The sequence below is a fragment of the Planococcus halocryophilus genome (genome assembly GCF_022489025.1).
In the GTDB taxonomy this organism is placed as follows: domain Bacteria; phylum Bacillota; class Bacilli; order Bacillales_A; family Planococcaceae; genus Planococcus; species Planococcus halocryophilus_A.
On record NZ_JAKVTG010000003.1, the window covers coordinates 90,057 to 108,022 of the forward strand.

Consider the following 17,966-nt stretch of genomic DNA (forward strand, 5'->3'; position numbering starts at 1 on the left):
AGGAATGGTCAAATGAAAATCGGCGTAATTGGTGCGATGGAAGAGGAAGTTCAATTATTGAGAAGTAAGTTAGAAGATGCACGATCGGAAGAAATTGCAAAATGTGAATTTACGTTAGGTACATATGATGGGCAAGAAATTGTCTTATTAAAGAGCGGCATTGGTAAAGTTAATGCTGCTATGTCAACAACAATTCTTCTTCAACAATATCAGCCGGACATTGTCATCAACATTGGTTCAGCAGGTGGATTTGATGAGGAGCTTGAAGTAGGAGCAGTAGTCATTTCAGATGAGGTTCGCCACCACGATGTAGATGTTACGGTGTTTGGTTATGAAATGGGGCAAGTGCCACAAATGCCTGCAGCTTTTACTTCTAATGAAGAATTGATAGAACTAGCGATAAAAGCGGTAAAAGATATGGGACAACATGAATATGCAGTCGGTTTAATTGCGACAGGCGATTCGTTTATGAACGACCCGGAACGCGTTGCAAAAGTACGTGAAAACTTTCCAACGATGAAAGCAGCTGAAATGGAAGCGGCTGCCGTTGCGCAAGTTTGTTATCAGTTTGACGTAGCGTTTGTGGTAATTCGTGCATTATCAGATATTGCAGGGAAAGAATCTTCTGTGTCGTTTGATGAATTTTTGCCTAAAGCTGCAAAGCATTCAACTGAAATCGTCTTTAACGTCATTAGTCAATTAGCTTCACGTATTTAATCTAGTGCATGGAATTGGCAAAAAAAAGCTGAGGACGTTTTCTCAACGTCTTCAGCTTTTTAAACTTTTTTCAATGTAAATGTACTGACCATTAATAAAGCGCAGATGATAAACAAGAACATGTATACAACTGGTGAAAACATTGAAATTCCGAAATAAGATAAAGTTACAACGGTTCCTGCGGCTGTAATTGGCAATCCTGTGAAATACCCAGTGGATTCTGAGATATTGAAGCGCGCCAAACGGAAAGCGCCGGCAGAAATATAAAACACCGTAAATACCATTCCGACAAAGCCAAAGTCCGACAACACGAGCTGGTAAATTAAAATTGCGGGTGCGACACCAAAAGATAGAATATCGCTCATTGAGTCGAGTTGTTTTCCTAAATCTGATTCTTGATTAAATTTTCTTGCCACCATACCGTCAAAGCGGTCCAAAAAAGCCGCAATAAATATAAATAGCACACTATAGCTATAAGATCCATTTAAAGTTGCCATAAGAGAAGCTCCGCCAAACAGCATATTGCCCACTGTAATAGTATTTGCGGTTTGCGACCTTAGCTTTTTTATGGTGTGATCCATTCTTTCTGTTATTAACAATGGAAAACACTCCTTCTTTTTTGAAAACTTGTTCACTCTATTATACTGTGAAAGGTAAAAAAATGGTAGACTATTTTAGCAACGGAGGCATCTCTATGAAAAAATACTTGTACCAACGTTCAATTGAACTAACGAACGGCGCTTTCACTTCAAATCTAATTCGTCAATTTGCGAAGTCCCCTAAAAGCCGCCGGTTTATTCCAGGTTATATAAAGACTTATCAAATCTCAACACAAGATATAGAAGAACCATTAGATAGCTTTCCGACTCTCCATGATTTTTTTGTGCGCAAATTAAAGATAGCCGGTCGTCCGATTTCTGAGAGTGCAGTGGTATCTCCTGTAGATGGGAAAATTGAAATTGCTGGAGATTTGCAAGAAGGCACGAAGTTTCTGGTAAAAGGCCAGCATTATTCATTGGCAGACTTGGTAGGCGATCAAGCGTTGGCTGAACAATACCAAAATGGGAAATATGCAGTTCTTTATTTGTCGCCTGCTGATTATCATCGTATTCACAGTCCGGTAAACGGCAACGTGAAAAAACAATTTGTATGTGGGAAAAAATCATATCCGGTAAATGCAGCTGGCCTGCAGTATGGAAAATCTCCACTTAGTGGAAATTACCGGATGATTACCGAATTAGAAACCGAATTTGGCAACATGCTAGTGGTTAAAGTTGGTGCGATGTTTGTTAATTCCATTAAACTTACAGAAACAGGGAACGTCTGGCAAAAAGGCAGTGAAGTAGGCTATTTTAGTTTTGGATCTACGGTTGTGCTATTTTTTGAAGAGAATTCCATCAAATTTGTCGAAGATATGTCTAATGGACAAAGGATCAAGGTGGGAGAAACGTTAGCAAATATGGTATAATCAATAGAATTAAGTTCGGGAAACAGGAGTGAGTAGCATTGTATCAAAAATTTGTACCAAGTGAGTATGTAAAAGAAGTTTTTGACATTAAGCCAGAAACTTTAGTTGAAAAGAACATTAAAGGCATCATTACGGATTTGGATAACACGCTTGTTGAGTGGGATCGTCCGGATGCAACGCCGAAATTAATTGACTGGTTGAAATCGATGAAAGATGCCGGTATTCAAGTAGTGATCGTTTCCAACAATAACGAATTGCGCGTCAAGTCGTTTGCGGATCCATTAGGTATCCCGTTTATATACCAAGCGCGTAAACCGATGGGACGTGCTTTTCGAAAAGCGCTTCGCATTATGGAAGCGAAACGCGAACAAGTGGTGGTCATTGGAGATCAAATGCTGACAGATATTTTCGGAGGCAATTTGAATAAGATGCATACTATTCTTGTATTGCCAGTAGCGCAGTCGGACGGCTTTTTTACCCGTTTTAATCGGAAAGTCGAACGCAAAATTATGAAGAAATTGAAAGAAAAAGGACAATTGATGTGGGAGGAAAAAAATTGAGTGAAATGCCAACTTGCATCGGATGCGGTGTACAGATTCAAACTGAAAACAAAGAAGAGGTAGGATACGCTCCGCCGTCTTCATTAGAAAAAGATGAAATTATTTGTCAGCGTTGTTTCCGTCTGAAAAATTACAATGAGCTTCAACCGGTATCGTTGACGGATGATGACTTTTTACGGATTTTAAATGGGCTAGGTGAACGTGATGGCCTTATCGTGAAAATAGTTGATATTTTCGACTTTAACGGTAGCTGGCTTCCGGGTCTTCACCGTTTTGTTGGGAACAATGACATTTTATTGATTGCCAATAAAGCCGATTTATTACCGAAATCAGTTAAACAACATAAATTGATTCATTGGATGAAGCAAGAAGCGAGAAAATTAGGTTTGCAACCAATTGATGTTTTGACGGTCAGTGCTCATAGAGGAACTGGAGTTCCAGAAGCGATGGAAGCAATCGAAAAATATCGCAAAGGCAAAGATGTCTATGTAGTCGGCTGTACAAATGTAGGGAAATCAACCTTTATCAACCGTGTCATTAAACAAGCAACAGGACAATCTGATGTCATTACGACATCTCATTTCCCAGGAACGACATTAGATATGATTGAAATTCCGTTAGATGATAAACGTTCATTATTTGACACACCAGGAATCATCAATCATCATCAATTAGCTCACCACTTGAAAACAGCGGATTTAAAGCAAATTATGCCGAAGAAAGAAATTAAACCGCGCGTTTTCCAGTTGAATGCAGAACAAACTTTATTTGTAGGCGGATTGGCGCGTTTTGACTTTATTAAAGGAGAGCGCTCTTCATTCACTGTTCATATCGCGAATGATTTACCCATTCATCGTACGAAATTAGACAATGCTGATGCTTTATATGCGCAGCATTTGGGCGATATGCTAGCTCCGCCTTCAGCTGAATACAAAGACGATTTCCCAGAATTGGTACGTCACGAATTTAGCATTAAAGATGCAAAAACCGATATTGTGTTTTCCGGACTTGGTTGGATCACGATCCAACATGGCAACGCGGTTGTAGCAGCTCACGCTCCTAAAGGGGTAGAAGTATTGTTACGTCCATCGTTAATCTAGGAGGTTTTCAGATGAAGAAATGGTATGCGGTAATCGGTGACCCGATATCCCATTCTCTATCCCCGTTCATGCACGAAACATGGTTTGCTGAACACGGCATTGATGCAGCTTATTTACCGATTCATGTCGAACCGTCTCAGCTAGAAAAATCATTTGCGGCGATGAAAACTTTGGGGATTAGTGGATTTAATATCACGCTCCCACATAAGCAATCCATCGTTCCCTTACTTGGGAAGCTGGAAGAAAATGCGATGCAAATGAATGCTGTTAATACGGTGAATTTGGTTGGAGCGGAATATACGGGGTCGAATACGGATGGTGACGGTTTTGTTCGTTCGTTGCTTGTTCATTCTGTCGATAAAGCTGCTAAAGTGTTATTAATTGGAGCAGGTGGTGCGGCAAGAGGTATCGCATTTGCTTTGAAACGAGCGGGGTTTACGGATGTTACCATTACGAACCGGACATACCGTCGAGCAGAAGAGCTGGCCGCTGATACAAATGCTTCGGCTATCACACTAATCGAATCAGAAGAACGTTTAGCTGACTTTGCGATTTTAATTCAAACGACATCAGTTGGTTTAGCTACTGGCGAAGCTTTGCCGATATCTTTAGAACGAGTCAAGGCAGGAACGATGGTCGCGGATATCATATACAATCCACTTGAAACACCTTTTTTGAAAAAAGCAGAAGAAAAAAATTGTATCACAGTAAATGGTGTCGGCATGTTTGTTTATCAAGGTGCAATTGCATTTGAAAAATGGACAGGCATAAAACCTAATACGGAAAAAATGATTCAATTGATTACAGAAAAACTAGGAGGCACTTATGTTAACAACTAAACAAAAAAGCTTTTTGAAAAGCGAAGCACATCATCTAGCACCCATTTTTCAGGTAGGTAAAGGCGGCGTTAGCGATGCAATGCTCGTTCAAATCAAAGAAGCATTAGAAAAGCGTGAATTAGTAAAAATCAGCATTCTTCAAAATAATGAAGATGGCAAAGATGAAGTAGCAAAAGCTCTTGCAAAAGGCACAAAATCACAATTGGTTCAATTAATTGGCCACACAGTCGTTCTTTACAAACAATCGGTTCACAACAAACGAATCGAGTTACCGGTTAAAAGATGAAAAAAGTAGGGATTTTGGGCGGAACATTTAATCCACCTCATCTCGGCCACTTAATTATGGCGAATGAAGCGCTTTTTGAAGCGGGATTAGATGAAGTTCGCTTTATGCCCAATTATATTGCACCTCATAAAGAAGTTGCAGGTGCTAGCGCTGAGCAACGGCTAGAAATGACCAAGTTGGCGACTTCGGATCATGCCCATTTTAAAGTGGAAGATTTCGAGATTAAACACGGTGGCGTTTCTTATTCGTTTGATACATTGACCAAGCTTATCGAAAAAGAACCTGATGTGGAATTTTATTTTATTATCGGGGGAGATATGATAGAGGGTTTATCGACTTGGCACCGTATTGATGAGCTGGTGAAGTTGATTCGCTTTATCGGAGTTAATCGGCCGGGTTATAATACGGAGACACCTTATCCGGTATTGATGATTCGTTCACCAGAGTTGTTGTTATCATCTACGATGTTGAGAGAGCGCGCCGCTGCCAATCGGTCACTTTTATATTTAGTGCCAGAAAAAGTGGAAGCTTATATTCGAAAGGAGCGTTTATATGGATCACAACCAAATGCTTCAGACAGTTAAAGAACGGCTTCCTGAAAAACGATATCTACATGTATTAGGTGTAGTAGACACGGCTGTTGACTTAGCTAAAGAATTTTCTGTTTCCGAGTCAAAAGCAAAAACTGCTGCGATACTGCATGATGTAGCGAAATTTTCAGATCGAGACTGGATGAAATCCATTATTGTTTCTGAAAACATGGATCCTTTATTACTCGAATATCATGCAGAACTTTGGCATGCTCCTGTAGGTGCTTATTTAGCAAAAACTGAATTTGGTGTCGAAGATGAAGATGTATTAAATGCTATCCGTTATCACACAACGGGGCGAGAAAATATGTCTGATTTGGAAAAAGTCGTCTATATTGCTGACTTAGTCGAACCAAGCCGTAAATTTTCAGGTGTTGAAGAATTGCGACAATTAAAAGAACAAGGATTGGATGTTATGATGGAAGCCTCGGTCAAACATTCCATCGAATTTTTAGAATCGAAAAATCAACCGGTATTTCCGGATTCACTGAAGTGTTTTAAGTACTTCGTGCAACAGAAAGGGAAAGTGAAAGAATGACAAAAGAAACTTTACTACAAGTAGCGGTTAACGCAGCAGAAGATAAAAAAGCAGAAGATATCGTGGTTTTGAACATGGAAGGAATTTCATTGCTAGCTGACTATTTTGTCATCTGCACAGGGAATTCTGATCGTCAAGTTCAATCAATCGCAAAAGAAATTATGGACAAAGCGCATGAAGAAGGCCACGAAGTGAAAAGTGTCGAAGGATTTGACTCTGCTCGTTGGGTCTTAGTAGATCTTGGTGACGTTGTTGCTCATGTTTTCCATAAAGATGAACGCTCGTATTATAACCTTGAACGTCTGTGGAGAGAAGCTCCGCAAATGGAAATATGAACTACGGAAAATTTGCCTCAGTCTATGATGGACTGATGGAAGATATTCCTTACGAAGAGTATGTGGAGTGGGTCGCTTCCCACGTTACGTCTGGCAAATTGCTGGATGTGGCGTGTGGAACTGGCACATTGTCACAGCTTTTTGCTGAAATGGGCTTTGTCGTAACCGCCAGTGACTTGTCTGAAGACATGCTGACGGTGGCCAATCAACGGTTCCAAAAGGCAAATCAGGCGATTCCAGTGCTGCAATTGTCTATGGATAATTTAGAGGGGTTATCTGGTTTTGATATTGTCACGATTGCAATAGACTCTCTTAATTATTTACAGAGCGAAGAACAAGTTCAGCAAACGTTTAAAGAAATTTATGACGCATTAAATCCTGGAGGTCATTTTTTCTTTGATGTCCACTCTGTTTTTAAAGTCGATGCAGTTTTTATGGACAGCCCGTTTGTTTATGATGCTGAAGAAATAGCGTATATTTGGCATACAGAGCCAGGTCAAGCGTCGCATAGCGTCATTCACGATATGACTTTTTTTGTGCGTCAAAATGACTTGTTCGAGCGCTTTGAAGAAACGCACGAACAACGTACTTTCCCCGTCGAGATATACAAAAAATGGCTAGAAGCTGCTGGATTTTCTGTAGAATCTGTTACGGCTGATTTTACAAGCCAGTCTCCTGATGACGAAAGTGAACGTGTTTTCTTTCATGCCAAAAAATGAGCTCACCATCTGCATCTTGCAGGTGGTTTTTTGTTTGTTAAAAAATAGACAAGCGTATTTCAATTATTATATAATTCAAACAGCTTCTATTTAATTGCCTTCTGAAGAAACGAGGAATGCGAGTGAAAATTTCCGAGCTTCAGAACAAGCCTGCATGGTTGCTGATCCCCGCAGTTGCCATTGTGCTGCTTTTGATTTATTTATTTTTTCCTCAACAACAGCCGGAGTCATCTTCAGCTACTGCTTTCGAATTAATCAACGCTGAATCCCCTCAGCAGACAGAAACCCCAATAAAGGAAATACCCGAAACAGCTGCACCTTTAATGATTGATGTAAAAGGCCAAGTGAATAAGCCAGGTGTCTATGAGCTAAAAGCAGGGTCCCGCATGCAAGACGCCATTCAAGCAGCTGGAGGATTTACATCCGAAGCGGATAGTCGCGCAATTAATTTAGCGTTAATTGTCGTGGACGAAACGAGTCTTTATGTACCAGCGGCTGGAGAAGAAATTGTTGTTTCAACATCGCCACAGACTGACACAGCTAGTGGTGGAGGCTTGATAAATATAAATCAAGCTACGGAAACTGAATTGATGGAACTCCCTGGCATAGGCCCTTCTAAAGCCGCTGCGATTCTTGCTTATAGAGATGAGGTAGGGAAATTTAATGCGCCTGAACAATTAACGGAAGTAACGGGCATTGGTGACAAGACATTTGAACAACTAAAAGATTTAATAGTCGCGAAATAACAAGAACGTGATAAAAGGCAGTTGACGAAAATGCCTCCTCTGCTACACTTATTTTAACTAAACAAGCAGGAGGCAATTAAATGAAGCGAATAACTTGGGATCAATTTTTTATGGCACAAAGCCATTTACTCGCACTTAGAAGCACTTGTACACGTCTTGCTGTTGGTGCAACGATTGTACGCGATCGGAGAATTATGGCTGGAGGCTATAACGGATCTATTTCAGGAGGAGACCATTGCATCGATAAAGGCTGTTACGTTGTTGATGGACATTGCGTTCGAACAATCCACGCGGAAATGAATGCGTTATTGCAATGTTCAAAGTACGGCGTCAGTGTCAATGGAGCTGATATGTATGTTAGTCATTTTCCTTGCCTGCAATGCACCAAGTCAATTATCCAATCAGGAATTGCCCGACTCTATTATGCCACTGATTACAAAAACCACGAGTATGCTATCGAATTATTTGAACAAGCTGGGGTAGAAGTGGTACAAGTAATGTTTGATGAGCGAAAGATTGACTTTTTAAGTGTCGAAAAATCAGCTCTTTATATCGAATTGCTTGATAAATTGCGTGAAAAAGGTGGAAGTGAAGAAGAATTGGCCCATTATAGTGAACGGGTGAATGAATTATTCGGAGAAATCGAAGTATAACAACAAGTCCTCTTCTCTACGTAGCAGTAGCTACGATAATGGCTACATATGCAGCGCATGAAACAGCGGTTCAACTCGTGTTCATGGCGCTGCTTTTTAGTTTGATGTATTGGAAAAGAGAAAAATGGACATTTATTGTGCTCATTCTTTTATTTGGTAGTGTTGTTTATATCGTACAAGATTTGCGTAGTGAGGATTTCACGGATTATTCACAGCCTTATTCAGGAGAACTCATTTTTCATGCGGGTACGGTAATCGATGGCGATAGTCTCAGAGGATTTGCTACATTACAAGACGGTACGATTGTTTATGCGCGTTTTCGATTAACTTCGAAAGAGCAAAAACTTCATATGGAGCGGTTAGTAGATGACTCTAAATTCCTAGTGACTGGTGTTTTTGAAGCCGCTTCACTACCTTCACATCGTTACTCTTTTAATATGAATCATTATTTACGTCATAATGGAGCAGCTTCACTACTGAAAATTGAATCGATCAATGGCGTGATGGAAAATAAAACGTGGATAAATCGTTTGTTAAAAAGAAGAGACCTCTTCAAAACTCATATTCGTGAACATTTTCCGGAAACTTTGGCAGCAGAAGCGGAAGCATTATTAATTGGCGAACGAGAGAATATGGACCCGGAAGATCAACGCATGTACCAAACGCTCGGCATTTCGCATTTGTTTGCGATTTCAGGATTGCATGTCGGCATTGCATCAGGATTGTTATATGTTCTTCTCATACGATTGCATATCCGAAAAGAGTTAGCTCTAGTCATTTTACTACTCGTTTTGCCTTTGTATGCAGTGATTGCAGGTGGAGCTCCGTCTGTTTGGCGAGCTGCTAGTATGGTAGTTGTTGTCGCAAGTGGGAAACTACTCAACATTAAGATACCACTTGCAAATATTATGTTAACTAGTATAGTAATTTTTGTTTTATGGAATCCATATGCTATGTATAAAATTGGTTTTCAGTTGTCGTATGGAGCAACATTCGGCATTATTTATTCAATGAACATGTTGCGTGCGATTAAATCACCACTTAAAGCAGGATTTGTTATTACGTTTATCTCCCAAGTGACATTGTATCCATTATTGCTGTTTCATTTTTATGAATTGTCCTTGTCTGCTTTTGTTGTGAATAGCTTATTTGTTCCGCTCTTTACTTTGCTTATTTTACCGGCAAATTTCTTACTGTTGTTTTTGACAGCTGTTTTTCCGCCAGTAGCAAACTTTGTTTTTTACTTTTATGAGCCGTTGCGAGAACATATTGACCAGCTGATGATTGCAGTAGCGAGCTTACCGTATCAATTATGGGTGCCAGGAAAACCAGGAATTGGAGCATTCGTATTGTTGATGAGCAGTGTGTACCTTTTTTATTGTGCAGTTGAACGTAAGTTTCGTTGGTGGCACCTACTGATTCTATTCGTACCGGCGATTTTGTTTACGTCACTGCCGTATATGGACCCTCGCTTAAAAGTGACTTTTTTAGATGTTGGACAAGGCGACAGTGCGGTTATTGAAATGCCTTACCGCCAAGCTGTTTATTTAGTAGATAGCGGAGGTGTTCTTCGTTTTGAGGTAGAAACTTTTAAAGAAAAAAAGCGACCATATGAAATCGGTCGGCAAGTTGTGGCACCTTACTTGAGAGGAAGAGGCATTTCATCGCTCGATGCTATGATTCTTTCTCATCCGGACGCAGATCATGCTGAAGGAGCAGAAGAAATTTTCGAAATGTTTTCAGTGAAAGAGCTGCATTTAACACCGGGATCAGCGTCAAATGCCTTAATGTTAGAGCTTGCACCGTTCGCCGCAGAAGCAAAAGTGGTATTTCCTGCTGCGGGATCAAATTGGCGTGTCGGGGAAACCGACTTTATTTATTTGTCACCAAGTGAAGCGAAATATGAAGGCAATAATGATTCGCTTGTACTTTTGATGAAGACTGGGGACTACCGAATTTTGTTTACTGGGGATTTAGAAGCTGAAGGAGAAAAAGGTTTATTAGATTCCTACGGTGGAGAACTGGCGGGACTAACAGTGCTAAAAGTGGGGCATCACGGCAGTAAAACGTCTAGCAGTGAAGAATTTTTAACAGCGCTAGCACCGAAGTTGTCGATTTTCTCTACAGGAAAAGACAATCGTTATGGTCACCCTAGTCCAGAAGTAGTCGAGCGATTTAACGAATTAGAACTAAAAACTTTAAACACTGCAGAGAACGGCACTATTACATTGCTTTATGATGAAAATGGAATTCAACTTGAAAAGATGCGCTAGGACAAAAGAAAAGCGGAAGCGCACGTGTAGCTCTGACGGGCATAAGACAGACCGGCGAAGTGGCGTTCTGTGCCGCCCAGCAGGGTTGGCTTATGACCCAAAGGGCTGTGCGCTGGAGTCTAGACAAGAAAAGTGGAAGCGCACGTGTAGCTCTGACGGGCATAAGACAGACCGGCGAAGCGGCGTTCTGTGCCGCACAGCAGGGTTGGCTTATGACCCAAAGAGCTGTGCGCTGGAGTCTAGACAAGAAAAGCGGAAGCGCCCATGTAGCTCTGACGGGCATAAGCAAGACCGGCGAAGTGGCGTTCTGTGCCGCACAGCAGGGTTGGCTTATGACCCGAAGAGCTGTGCGCTGGAGTCTAGACAAAGAAAAGCGGAAGTGCCCATGTAGCTCTAACGGGCATAAGACAGACCGGCGAAGTGGCGTTCTGTGCCGCCCAGCGTAAACGACCGAATTCACTTCAAAATAAAAAAAGGTCCTGACTATAAAAGCCGGAACCTTTTTTGTTTAATTACCGCGCAGCGAACTGTACAAGTCCAGCGATGATAAAGATAAGGGCGAAAAATCCAAAGGATACGACGAAGCCCATTCCCGCGTCGATAGCATCGTTACGTTTGGATTGTACATTCTGTTCAAATTCATTCATTGAAATCCCTCCTAATTCCTTATAATTATAAGCGAAGACTCACCAAAAATCTAGATTGAAGTAAACTTATACGGATGAATTTTCGCACCGACACATAACTGTCAAATACCCAAAGCGGTGAAAATCCGATATAGTAGAGAAAGGGGAGGCTGATAAGATGATTACTTCCGTGTGGAAATCCATACGCAGCGGACAAATAGACCCTGTTTATCTCATCGTAGGAACAGAAAGCTATTTTATTGAAAAAACCTTGGACTTGTTAAAAGATAAATTGACGGTCGGTGGCGAACTGGAGCTGACGTTTTTTGATTTAGATGAAGTGCCGGTAGAACACGTAATTGATGAAGCAGATACATTTCCGTTTTTCAGCGACCGTAAGCTGATTATTGCTCGAAATGCATCGTTTTTAAAAGCGGCAGAACGTGGCAAGGAAAAAATCAACCACGATTTAAAAGCTTTAGAGGCATGGCTTGAACATCCGCCAAGTAGTTCGGTGACGATTTTTGTAGCACCATACGAAAAACTAGATGAGCGAAAAAAAGTAACCAAGCAAATGAAACAGCATACCGTATTGATCGAAGCGAAATCGTTGCAAGCAAATGATTTGGAAACGTGGCTAATGCACGAAGCGAAAAATTTTGGCAAAGGCATTGGGATAAAAGCAGCGCAACGGTTAGTGGAGATGGCAGGGACGAATTTAACGTTACTTTCTTCAGAAATCGAAAAGATGTCTTTATACCTCGGCTCATCTGATGAAGATATTACGGTAGAGCTTGTGGAACAAATGACTGCGCGAACACTTGAACAAGATGCATTTAAAATGTTGCAAGCGTATTTAGATGGCAATGTTAGCGAGGCGCTTAGCGTGTATTATGATTTATTGCGTCAAAAAGAAGAACCGGTGGCGCTAACGGCATTACTAGCATCTCAAATTCGTTTTATGATTCAAGTTTATTATTTGCAAAAAAAAGGTTACCACGCGCAACAAATTTCTAAACAATTAAAAGCGCATCCATACCGGGTGAAGTTATTGGTAGAAAAGCGTCAGCAAATTTCAGAGAAACGATTGCTACAAGTATTAGGCGATTTAGCAGATATCGATTTGCAGCTAAAAACACTAAGTGGCAACCGCAATCGCATACTGGAATTTTTCTTAATGAAACGTGCAGGCCAGAAAAAGCCTTAATAATGAATAGCAAAAAGCCGGCTCCTCTAAAGGAACCGGCTTTTTAATGTGTTACGCTTGTTGTTTCATCAAGCGAGATTTTTTACGAGCTGCAGTGTTTTTATGGATCAAGCCTTTAGAAGATGCTTTTTCCACCTGTTGGATCGCCACTTTTACAGTATCGTTAGCGTTATCGTCTTTGTTAGTCAAAGCTGATTCAGCTTTCTTAATAGAAGAACGCATTGCTGATTTTACATGTGAGTTTTGAGCGTTTTTAGTTTCGTTCGTGCGCACACGTTTGATTGCAGATTTAATGTTTGGCATATATTTCACCTCCTAGACAATATGGAAGAGCGGATAAAATCCTAACTCTTTAATGTCTCTATACAACATGAGTTATTTTATCAAATCAACGACAGGAATGCAATAGTTACGTGCAAAGAAGTTTGCCTTGACAGTGAAATGATTTCACGGGCTTTCATTGCTCAATGCTAGCTGTACTGCTATAATTCATAGTAGTTTATATAGGAGTGAAGAGAATGAACAATGAGGAAAGATTATCCCGCCAAAGTAAAATCCGCAACTTCTCGATTATTGCGCATATCGATCATGGTAAATCGACACTTGCAGATCGGATTTTAGAAATGACTGAAGCATTAACTTCCCGAGAAATGAAAGCACAGTCTCTAGATTCGATGGATCTTGAACGAGAACGTGGCATTACGATTAAATTAAATGCTGTCCAGCTTAACTATAAAGCCAAAGACGGAGAAACGTATATTATGCATTTGATCGATACACCGGGCCATGTCGATTTTACCTACGAAGTTTCACGTAGTTTAGCGGCTTGTGAAGGAGCTGTACTGGTTGTTGATGCTGCACAAGGAATTGAAGCGCAAACATTGGCTAACGTTTATTTGGCATTAGATAACGACTTGGAAATCCTTCCGGTTATCAATAAAATCGATTTACCTGCCGCTGACCCAGAGCGCGTCCGTCAAGAAATTGAAGACGTAATCGGATTAGATGCTTCTGAAGCCGTATTAGCTTCAGCAAAAGCAGGTATTGGCATTGAAGATATTCTTGAACAAGTAGTCGCAAAAGTACCAGCTCCAGTTGGCGATCCTGAAGCACCACTTCAGGCACTGATTTTCGATTCGATTTATGATCCTTACCGCGGTGTAGTGGCGTATATTCGGATTGTTCAAGGAAGACTAAAACCAGGCGATCGCATTCAAATGATGGCTTCTGGTAAGGAATTTGAAATAATTGAAGCAGGCGTCTTTACACCACACGCAACTCTTCGTGAAGAATTGACAGTAGGGGATGTAGGCTTTTTAACAGCTGGGATTAAAAATGTGGGTGATTCAACAGTGGGTGATACCATTACATTAGCTAATAACCCTGCTGATAAAGCATTACCTGGTTACCGCCGATTAAATCCGATGGTTTATTGCGGACTTTACCCGATTGATACATCAAAATACAATGATTTGCGTGATGCTTTAGAGAAATTAGAGTTAAATGACGCAGCTTTGCAGTTTGAGCCTGAATCTTCTCAAGCACTTGGCTTTGGTTACCGCTGTGGTTTCCTAGGCTTATTGCACATGGAAATTATTCAAGAGCGTATCGAACGTGAATTTAAAATCGACTTGATCACGACAGCGCCAAGCGTAATTTACGATGTTCACATGACAGACGGAGAAGTTTTGAAAATCGATAACCCGGCGATGATGCCAGACGCTCAAAAAATCGATGTGGTTGAAGAGCCTTATGTCAAAGCGACAGTAATGGTACCCAATGAATACGTTGGTGCGGTTATGGAAATTTGTCAGCGCAAACGTGGGAACTTCTTGACGATGGATTATGTGGATGACATTCGTGTGAGCATTATTTATGAACTGCCACTAGCTGAAATTGTTTATGATTTCTTCGATCAGTTAAAATCAGGAACAAAAGGTTATGCTTCTTTTGACTATGAGTTGATTGGTTACAAAGAGTCTAAGCTTGTAAAGATGGACATCTTGTTGAATTCTGAACAAGTAGATGCATTGAGCTTTATCGTTCACCGTGACTTTGCTTATGAGCGCGGAAAAGTAATTGTTGATAAGTTGAAAAATTTAATCCCTCGCCAACAATTTGAAGTACCGATTCAAGCAGCCATCGGTCAAAAAATTGTTGCCCGACAGACCATTAGTGCGATACGTAAAAACGTTCTTGCTAAATGCTATGGCGGCGATATTTCCCGTAAACGGAAACTTCTCGACAAGCAAAAAGAAGGTAAAAAGCGTATGAAGCAAGTTGGATCTGTTGAAGTTCCACAAGAAGCATTCATGGCAATCCTGAAAATGGATGACCAATCAAAATAAAACGAAAAAAAGGAGGCGGAATTTCAGCCTCCTTTTCTTATTAGAAAAGAGGAAATAAAATGGTAAAGGGATTGTACATCCACATTCCATTCTGTCACCAAATTTGTTTTTACTGTGATTTCAATAAAGTGTATTTTAAAGACCAACCAGTCGATGCTTATATCGATTCGTTAGGTAAAGAACTAGCTCTTTGGAAAGAACAAGGTGCTTTGGATAAGCCACTAGAGACAATTTTTTTAGGAGGCGGAACACCGACATCGTTGACACCCCTACAATTGGAGAAATTGCTAGCGTATATTCATCGCTATGTGCCAATGGCTGAGAATTTGGAATGGACGTCTGAAGCCAATCCGGACGAACTAACAAAAGACAAAATGCAAGTATTGTTTGATGGTGGAGTAAACCGGTTAAGTATGGGGGTTCAGTCTTTTGATGAAGACTTACTAAAACGACTAGGTCGTACGCATAACAACTCGGACGTAAAACGAGCGGTTGATTCTGCCCGACAAGTCGGCTTTGAAAACTTAAGTTTTGACTTAATGTATGGGTTACCCGGTCAAACTATGCAGCAATGGGACGATACACTTGAACAAGCATTCGCATTCGACATGCCGCATTTTTCAGCGTATTCGTTAATCATTGAACCGAAAACGGTGTTCTATAACTTAATGACAAAAGGCAAGTTGAACACAGTGACAGAAGATTTAGAGGCAGATATGTATGAAAAGTTGATGAATGAAATGGATAAGCGTGGATTAAAGCAATACGAAATTTCTAACTTTGCCCGTCCAGGACAGGAATCACATCATAATTTATTGTATTGGGACAATGTCGAGTATATTGGTGTTGGCGCGGGTGCACATGGTTATGTGGATGGTGTTCGCTATTCAAATGCTGGACCTTTAAAAAAATACATGTCTCCATTAGATGAAGGCGAGCGTCCAATTTTAAGTACGCACGAAGTGCCGCCTCATGAAAAAATGGAAGAAGAAATGTTTTTAGGTTTACGAAAAACAGCTGGCGTTTCTTTGAATCACTTTCAAACTAAATTTCAAAAACCGATGCAAGATGTCTATGGTTCGATTTTGGATAAAGAAATTGCGCAAGGAAATTTAGAGATAGTGAGCGGTTTTATTAGGTTAACAAGAAAAGGACGATTTGTTGGCAACGAGGTTTTTCAACAATTTTTATTAGCTTAAAGCTCTTGCGTTGACATTGGTCTTTTTATTTGTTAATTTAAATGTAGTATTAGCACTCGAACACATAGAGTGCTAACAGAGGTGATGATCATGTTAACAGAACGGCAACTGCTCATTTTAAAAGTGACAGTAGATGATTATATTCAATCAGCTCAGCCGGTAGGATCGAACCAACTCTCCAAAAAGCTTGAAACTCCTTTCAGTCCCGCAACAATTCGTAACGAATTAGCGGAGTTGGAAAGAATGGGATTTTTGGAAAAAACACATACGTCTTCCGGACGCATTCCTTCTGAAAAAGGATACCGTTATTACGTCGATCATTTGTTGACGCCAAGACCGTTGCCGAAAGAGGACATTGTGCAATTGCGCTCGATTTTCGAAGAAAAACTGACAGAAACGGAAGAAGTCATCAAGCGATCTGCAATGATTCTTTCAGAACTGACCAATTACACGTCTATCTTACTCGGACCTGATGTGCGCAGACATATCGTTAAAAAGTTGTCGATTGTTCCGTTGAGCCAAGACACAGCAGTGGCGATTATCGTCACCAACACCGGACATGTAGAAAATCGCGTATTTTCGATTCCGTCAGGATTAAACCCATCGGATATTGAAAAAATGACGAATATTCTTAATGAACGGCTAGTAGGTGTGGCGCTAAACAACCTGCATCTGCGGTTGGAACAAGAAACTTTATCGATATTAAAGCAGCATGTTGAGCGCTACGGCGAGCTATTCCATACGTTTAGACAAGCAGTTTTATTGCCACATGAAGATGAAAATATCTATTACGGTGGTAAATTGAACATCTTGAAACAGCCTGATTTTCACGATCTTCAAAAAATCAGAAATTTGATGGATGTTATGGAAGAAGCAAAGCACATTCCGATGATTTTGCCTGTTGGAAGTCAAGGCCTCCACATTCGCATTGGCTCGGAAAATACGCTTACAGCAATGGAAGATTGCAGTGTCATTACGGTATCGTATGATACTGGGAAAGAACAGACGGGTACAATCGCCATAATCGGCCCGAAACGAATGGATTATAAACGAATCGTTTCGATCTTAGATTTACTAAGTGGTGACTTATCGAAAGAACTTAACCGGATGTTTAAAGGAACGTGAACAAAGGAGGAACAAAATTGCCAAAAAAAAATGCATCATTAAAAACAGAAGAACAGGTAATAGCTGAAGACGTGAAAGTAAAAGCGGCTGAAGCGGAAGAACAGTCAGAAGTGACGGCTACAGAAACGCCAGAAACTGACCTGCCTGTTGAAGAAGAGGTAGAACCAGTAAACGAAGTTGAAGAGCTCCGTGAGCAACTTGAAGCAGAGCAAAACAAATATTTGCGCCTGTTAGCCGATTATGATAATTTCAAAAGGCGCACTCAAAAAGACAAAGAAATTGCCAATAAATTCCGTTCACAATCGTTGCTAGCAGACCTCTTGCCGGTCTTGGACAATTTTGAACGTGCAATGTCGGTACCAACGAAAAGTGAAGAATCCGCTTCATTGATAAAAGGCATTGAAATGGTGCAGAAATCTTTACATGAAGCAGTAAATCGTGAAGGCTTGGAAGAGATTAAATCGGTCGGCGAACAATTTGACCCAAATTTCCATCAAGCAGTTATGCAAGAAAAAGATGATTCTGCAGAGCCGGGAGTGGTTTTACAGGAATTGCAAAAAGGCTATATCCTGAAAGATCGAGTTCTACGTCCTGCAATGGTAAAAGTAAACGAATAAAAATTAATGGAGGAATTCAA

The 17,966-nt window shown here is 40.6% G+C and carries 21 protein-coding genes; 18 read left to right on the forward strand and 3 right to left on the reverse strand.

Annotation, left to right across the window (positions count from 1 at the left end; translation table 11 throughout):
- The first annotated feature begins 12 nt into the window (after positions 1-12).
- Positions 13-717 (forward strand): 5'-methylthioadenosine/S-adenosylhomocysteine nucleosidase, encoded by a 705-nt coding sequence (gene mtnN, locus MLE13_RS05035; RefSeq protein WP_240748350.1) that lies wholly within the window; start codon positions 13-15, stop codon positions 715-717.
- Between the two features lie 59 nt (positions 718-776).
- Here the strand turns inward: mtnN and pssA are convergent, their stop codons facing one another.
- Positions 777-1,316: a CDP-diacylglycerol--serine O-phosphatidyltransferase gene (gene pssA / locus MLE13_RS05040; protein WP_240748351.1), complete on the reverse strand. Its 540-nt coding sequence runs from the start codon at positions 1,314-1,316 to the stop codon at positions 777-779.
- Between the two features lie 95 nt (positions 1,317-1,411).
- Between pssA and MLE13_RS05045 the strand changes: the two genes are divergently transcribed.
- The 12 genes from MLE13_RS05045 (at position 1,412) to MLE13_RS05100 (ending at position 10,824) form a co-directional block, all read left to right on the forward strand.
- Positions 1,412-2,185: a phosphatidylserine decarboxylase gene (locus MLE13_RS05045; RefSeq protein WP_240748352.1), complete on the forward strand. Its 774-nt coding sequence runs from the start codon at positions 1,412-1,414 to the stop codon at positions 2,183-2,185.
- 38 nt (positions 2,186-2,223) lie between these two features.
- Positions 2,224-2,745: a YqeG family HAD IIIA-type phosphatase gene (locus tag MLE13_RS05050; protein ID WP_008431570.1), complete on the forward strand. Its 522-nt coding sequence runs from the start codon at positions 2,224-2,226 to the stop codon at positions 2,743-2,745.
- Entirely contained in the window at positions 2,742-3,845 is a 1,104-nt protein-coding gene (yqeH, locus tag MLE13_RS05055) for a ribosome biogenesis GTPase YqeH (RefSeq protein ID WP_240748353.1), read from the forward strand. Before MLE13_RS05050 ends, yqeH begins: the two co-directional genes overlap by 4 nt.
- 11 nt (positions 3,846-3,856) lie before the next feature.
- Entirely contained in the window at positions 3,857-4,684 is an 828-nt protein-coding gene (aroE, locus tag MLE13_RS05060) for a shikimate dehydrogenase (RefSeq protein WP_240748354.1), read from the forward strand.
- On the forward strand, positions 4,671-4,970 hold the full coding sequence (yhbY, locus tag MLE13_RS05065) for a ribosome assembly RNA-binding protein YhbY (RefSeq protein ID WP_240748355.1): 300 nt from the start codon (positions 4,671-4,673) through the stop codon (positions 4,968-4,970). Before aroE ends, yhbY begins: the two co-directional genes overlap by 14 nt.
- The gene (locus tag MLE13_RS05070; protein WP_240748356.1) at positions 4,967-5,554 is read left to right on the forward strand and encodes a nicotinate-nucleotide adenylyltransferase; all 588 of its coding nucleotides are present in this window, start codon (positions 4,967-4,969) and stop codon (positions 5,552-5,554) included. Before yhbY ends, MLE13_RS05070 begins: the two co-directional genes overlap by 4 nt.
- Positions 5,523-6,098 (forward strand): bis(5'-nucleosyl)-tetraphosphatase (symmetrical) YqeK, encoded by a 576-nt coding sequence (gene yqeK / locus MLE13_RS05075; protein ID WP_240748357.1) that lies wholly within the window; start codon positions 5,523-5,525, stop codon positions 6,096-6,098. Before MLE13_RS05070 ends, yqeK begins: the two co-directional genes overlap by 32 nt.
- On the forward strand, positions 6,095-6,433 hold the full coding sequence (rsfS, locus tag MLE13_RS05080; protein ID WP_240748358.1) for a ribosome silencing factor: 339 nt from the start codon (positions 6,095-6,097) through the stop codon (positions 6,431-6,433). The genes yqeK and rsfS overlap by 4 nt, the downstream gene beginning before the upstream one ends.
- Positions 6,430-7,152, forward strand: a complete 723-nt coding sequence (locus MLE13_RS05085; RefSeq protein ID WP_240748359.1) for a class I SAM-dependent DNA methyltransferase — start codon at positions 6,430-6,432, stop codon at positions 7,150-7,152. The genes rsfS and MLE13_RS05085 overlap by 4 nt, the downstream gene beginning before the upstream one ends.
- 116 nt (positions 7,153-7,268) lie before the next feature.
- Positions 7,269-7,898: a helix-hairpin-helix domain-containing protein gene (locus MLE13_RS05090; RefSeq protein WP_240748360.1), complete on the forward strand. Its 630-nt coding sequence runs from the start codon at positions 7,269-7,271 to the stop codon at positions 7,896-7,898.
- Between the two features lie 80 nt (positions 7,899-7,978).
- The gene (locus MLE13_RS05095) at positions 7,979-8,551 is read left to right on the forward strand and encodes a ComE operon protein 2 (protein ID WP_240748361.1); all 573 of its coding nucleotides are present in this window, start codon (positions 7,979-7,981) and stop codon (positions 8,549-8,551) included.
- 38 nt (positions 8,552-8,589) lie between these two features.
- Positions 8,590-10,824: a DNA internalization-related competence protein ComEC/Rec2 gene (locus MLE13_RS05100; RefSeq protein WP_240748362.1), complete on the forward strand. Its 2,235-nt coding sequence runs from the start codon at positions 8,590-8,592 to the stop codon at positions 10,822-10,824.
- Between the two features lie 512 nt (positions 10,825-11,336).
- Here the strand turns inward: MLE13_RS05100 and MLE13_RS05105 are convergent.
- On the reverse strand, positions 11,337-11,471 hold the full coding sequence (locus MLE13_RS05105) for a YqzM family protein (protein WP_008431587.1): 135 nt from the start codon (positions 11,469-11,471) through the stop codon (positions 11,337-11,339).
- A 157-nt stretch (positions 11,472-11,628) separates the two neighbouring features.
- Here MLE13_RS05105 and holA point away from each other — a divergent pair, with 157 nt between their 5' ends.
- Positions 11,629-12,657 (forward strand): DNA polymerase III subunit delta, encoded by a 1,029-nt coding sequence (holA, locus tag MLE13_RS05110; RefSeq protein ID WP_240748363.1) that lies wholly within the window; start codon positions 11,629-11,631, stop codon positions 12,655-12,657.
- Positions 12,658-12,708: 51 nt separating this feature from the next.
- On the opposite strand, the gene rpsT is transcribed toward holA, so the two are convergent.
- Positions 12,709-12,960, reverse strand: a complete 252-nt coding sequence (gene rpsT / locus MLE13_RS05115) for a 30S ribosomal protein S20 (protein WP_008498982.1) — start codon at positions 12,958-12,960, stop codon at positions 12,709-12,711.
- Between the two features lie 215 nt (positions 12,961-13,175).
- On the opposite strand from rpsT, the gene lepA reads away from it, so the two are divergent.
- The 4 genes from lepA (at position 13,176) to grpE (ending at position 17,946) form a co-directional block, all read left to right on the forward strand.
- The gene (gene lepA, locus MLE13_RS05120) at positions 13,176-15,005 is read left to right on the forward strand and encodes a translation elongation factor 4 (protein WP_240748364.1); all 1,830 of its coding nucleotides are present in this window, start codon (positions 13,176-13,178) and stop codon (positions 15,003-15,005) included.
- Between the two features lie 59 nt (positions 15,006-15,064).
- Positions 15,065-16,204 carry a radical SAM family heme chaperone HemW gene (hemW, locus tag MLE13_RS05125; RefSeq protein ID WP_240748365.1) on the forward strand — a complete coding sequence of 380 codons (1,140 nt, stop codon included), beginning with the start codon at positions 15,065-15,067 and terminating at the stop codon, positions 16,202-16,204.
- A gap of 90 nt (positions 16,205-16,294) precedes the next feature.
- Positions 16,295-17,329: a heat-inducible transcriptional repressor HrcA gene (hrcA, locus tag MLE13_RS05130; protein WP_240748366.1), complete on the forward strand. Its 1,035-nt coding sequence runs from the start codon at positions 16,295-16,297 to the stop codon at positions 17,327-17,329.
- Between the two features lie 17 nt (positions 17,330-17,346).
- Positions 17,347-17,946, forward strand: a complete 600-nt coding sequence (gene grpE / locus MLE13_RS05135; protein ID WP_240748367.1) for a nucleotide exchange factor GrpE — start codon at positions 17,347-17,349, stop codon at positions 17,944-17,946.
- Positions 17,947-17,966 lie beyond the last annotated feature (20 nt).

Bases quoted from the DNA above. Each gene is read 5' to 3' on its own strand.
- mtnN (WP_240748350.1), top strand. From the start codon at position 13: ATGAAAATCGGCGTAATTGGTGCGATGGAAGAGGAAGTTCAATTATTG.
- MLE13_RS05045 (WP_240748352.1), top strand. From the start codon at position 1,412: ATGAAAAAATACTTGTACCAACGTTCAATTGAACTAACGAACGGCGCT.
- aroE (WP_240748354.1), top strand. From the start codon at position 3,857: ATGAAGAAATGGTATGCGGTAATCGGTGACCCGATATCCCATTCTCTA.
- yhbY (WP_240748355.1), top strand. From the start codon at position 4,671: ATGTTAACAACTAAACAAAAAAGCTTTTTGAAAAGCGAAGCACATCAT.
- MLE13_RS05070 (WP_240748356.1), top strand. From the start codon at position 4,967: ATGAAAAAAGTAGGGATTTTGGGCGGAACATTTAATCCACCTCATCTC.
- yqeK (WP_240748357.1), top strand. From the start codon at position 5,523: ATGGATCACAACCAAATGCTTCAGACAGTTAAAGAACGGCTTCCTGAA.
- rsfS (WP_240748358.1), top strand. From the start codon at position 6,095: ATGACAAAAGAAACTTTACTACAAGTAGCGGTTAACGCAGCAGAAGAT.
- MLE13_RS05085 (WP_240748359.1), top strand. From the start codon at position 6,430: ATGAACTACGGAAAATTTGCCTCAGTCTATGATGGACTGATGGAAGAT.
- MLE13_RS05090 (WP_240748360.1), top strand. From the start codon at position 7,269: ATGCGAGTGAAAATTTCCGAGCTTCAGAACAAGCCTGCATGGTTGCTG.
- MLE13_RS05095 (WP_240748361.1), top strand. From the start codon at position 7,979: ATGAAGCGAATAACTTGGGATCAATTTTTTATGGCACAAAGCCATTTA.
- MLE13_RS05100 (WP_240748362.1), top strand. From the start codon at position 8,590: ATGGCTACATATGCAGCGCATGAAACAGCGGTTCAACTCGTGTTCATG.
- MLE13_RS05105 (WP_008431587.1), bottom strand. From the start codon at position 11,471: ATGAATGAATTTGAACAGAATGTACAATCCAAACGTAACGATGCTATC.
- holA (WP_240748363.1), top strand. From the start codon at position 11,629: ATGATTACTTCCGTGTGGAAATCCATACGCAGCGGACAAATAGACCCT.
- rpsT (WP_008498982.1), bottom strand. From the start codon at position 12,960: ATGCCAAACATTAAATCTGCAATCAAACGTGTGCGCACGAACGAAACT.
- lepA (WP_240748364.1), top strand. From the start codon at position 13,176: ATGAACAATGAGGAAAGATTATCCCGCCAAAGTAAAATCCGCAACTTC.
- hemW (WP_240748365.1), top strand. From the start codon at position 15,065: ATGGTAAAGGGATTGTACATCCACATTCCATTCTGTCACCAAATTTGT.
- hrcA (WP_240748366.1), top strand. From the start codon at position 16,295: ATGTTAACAGAACGGCAACTGCTCATTTTAAAAGTGACAGTAGATGAT.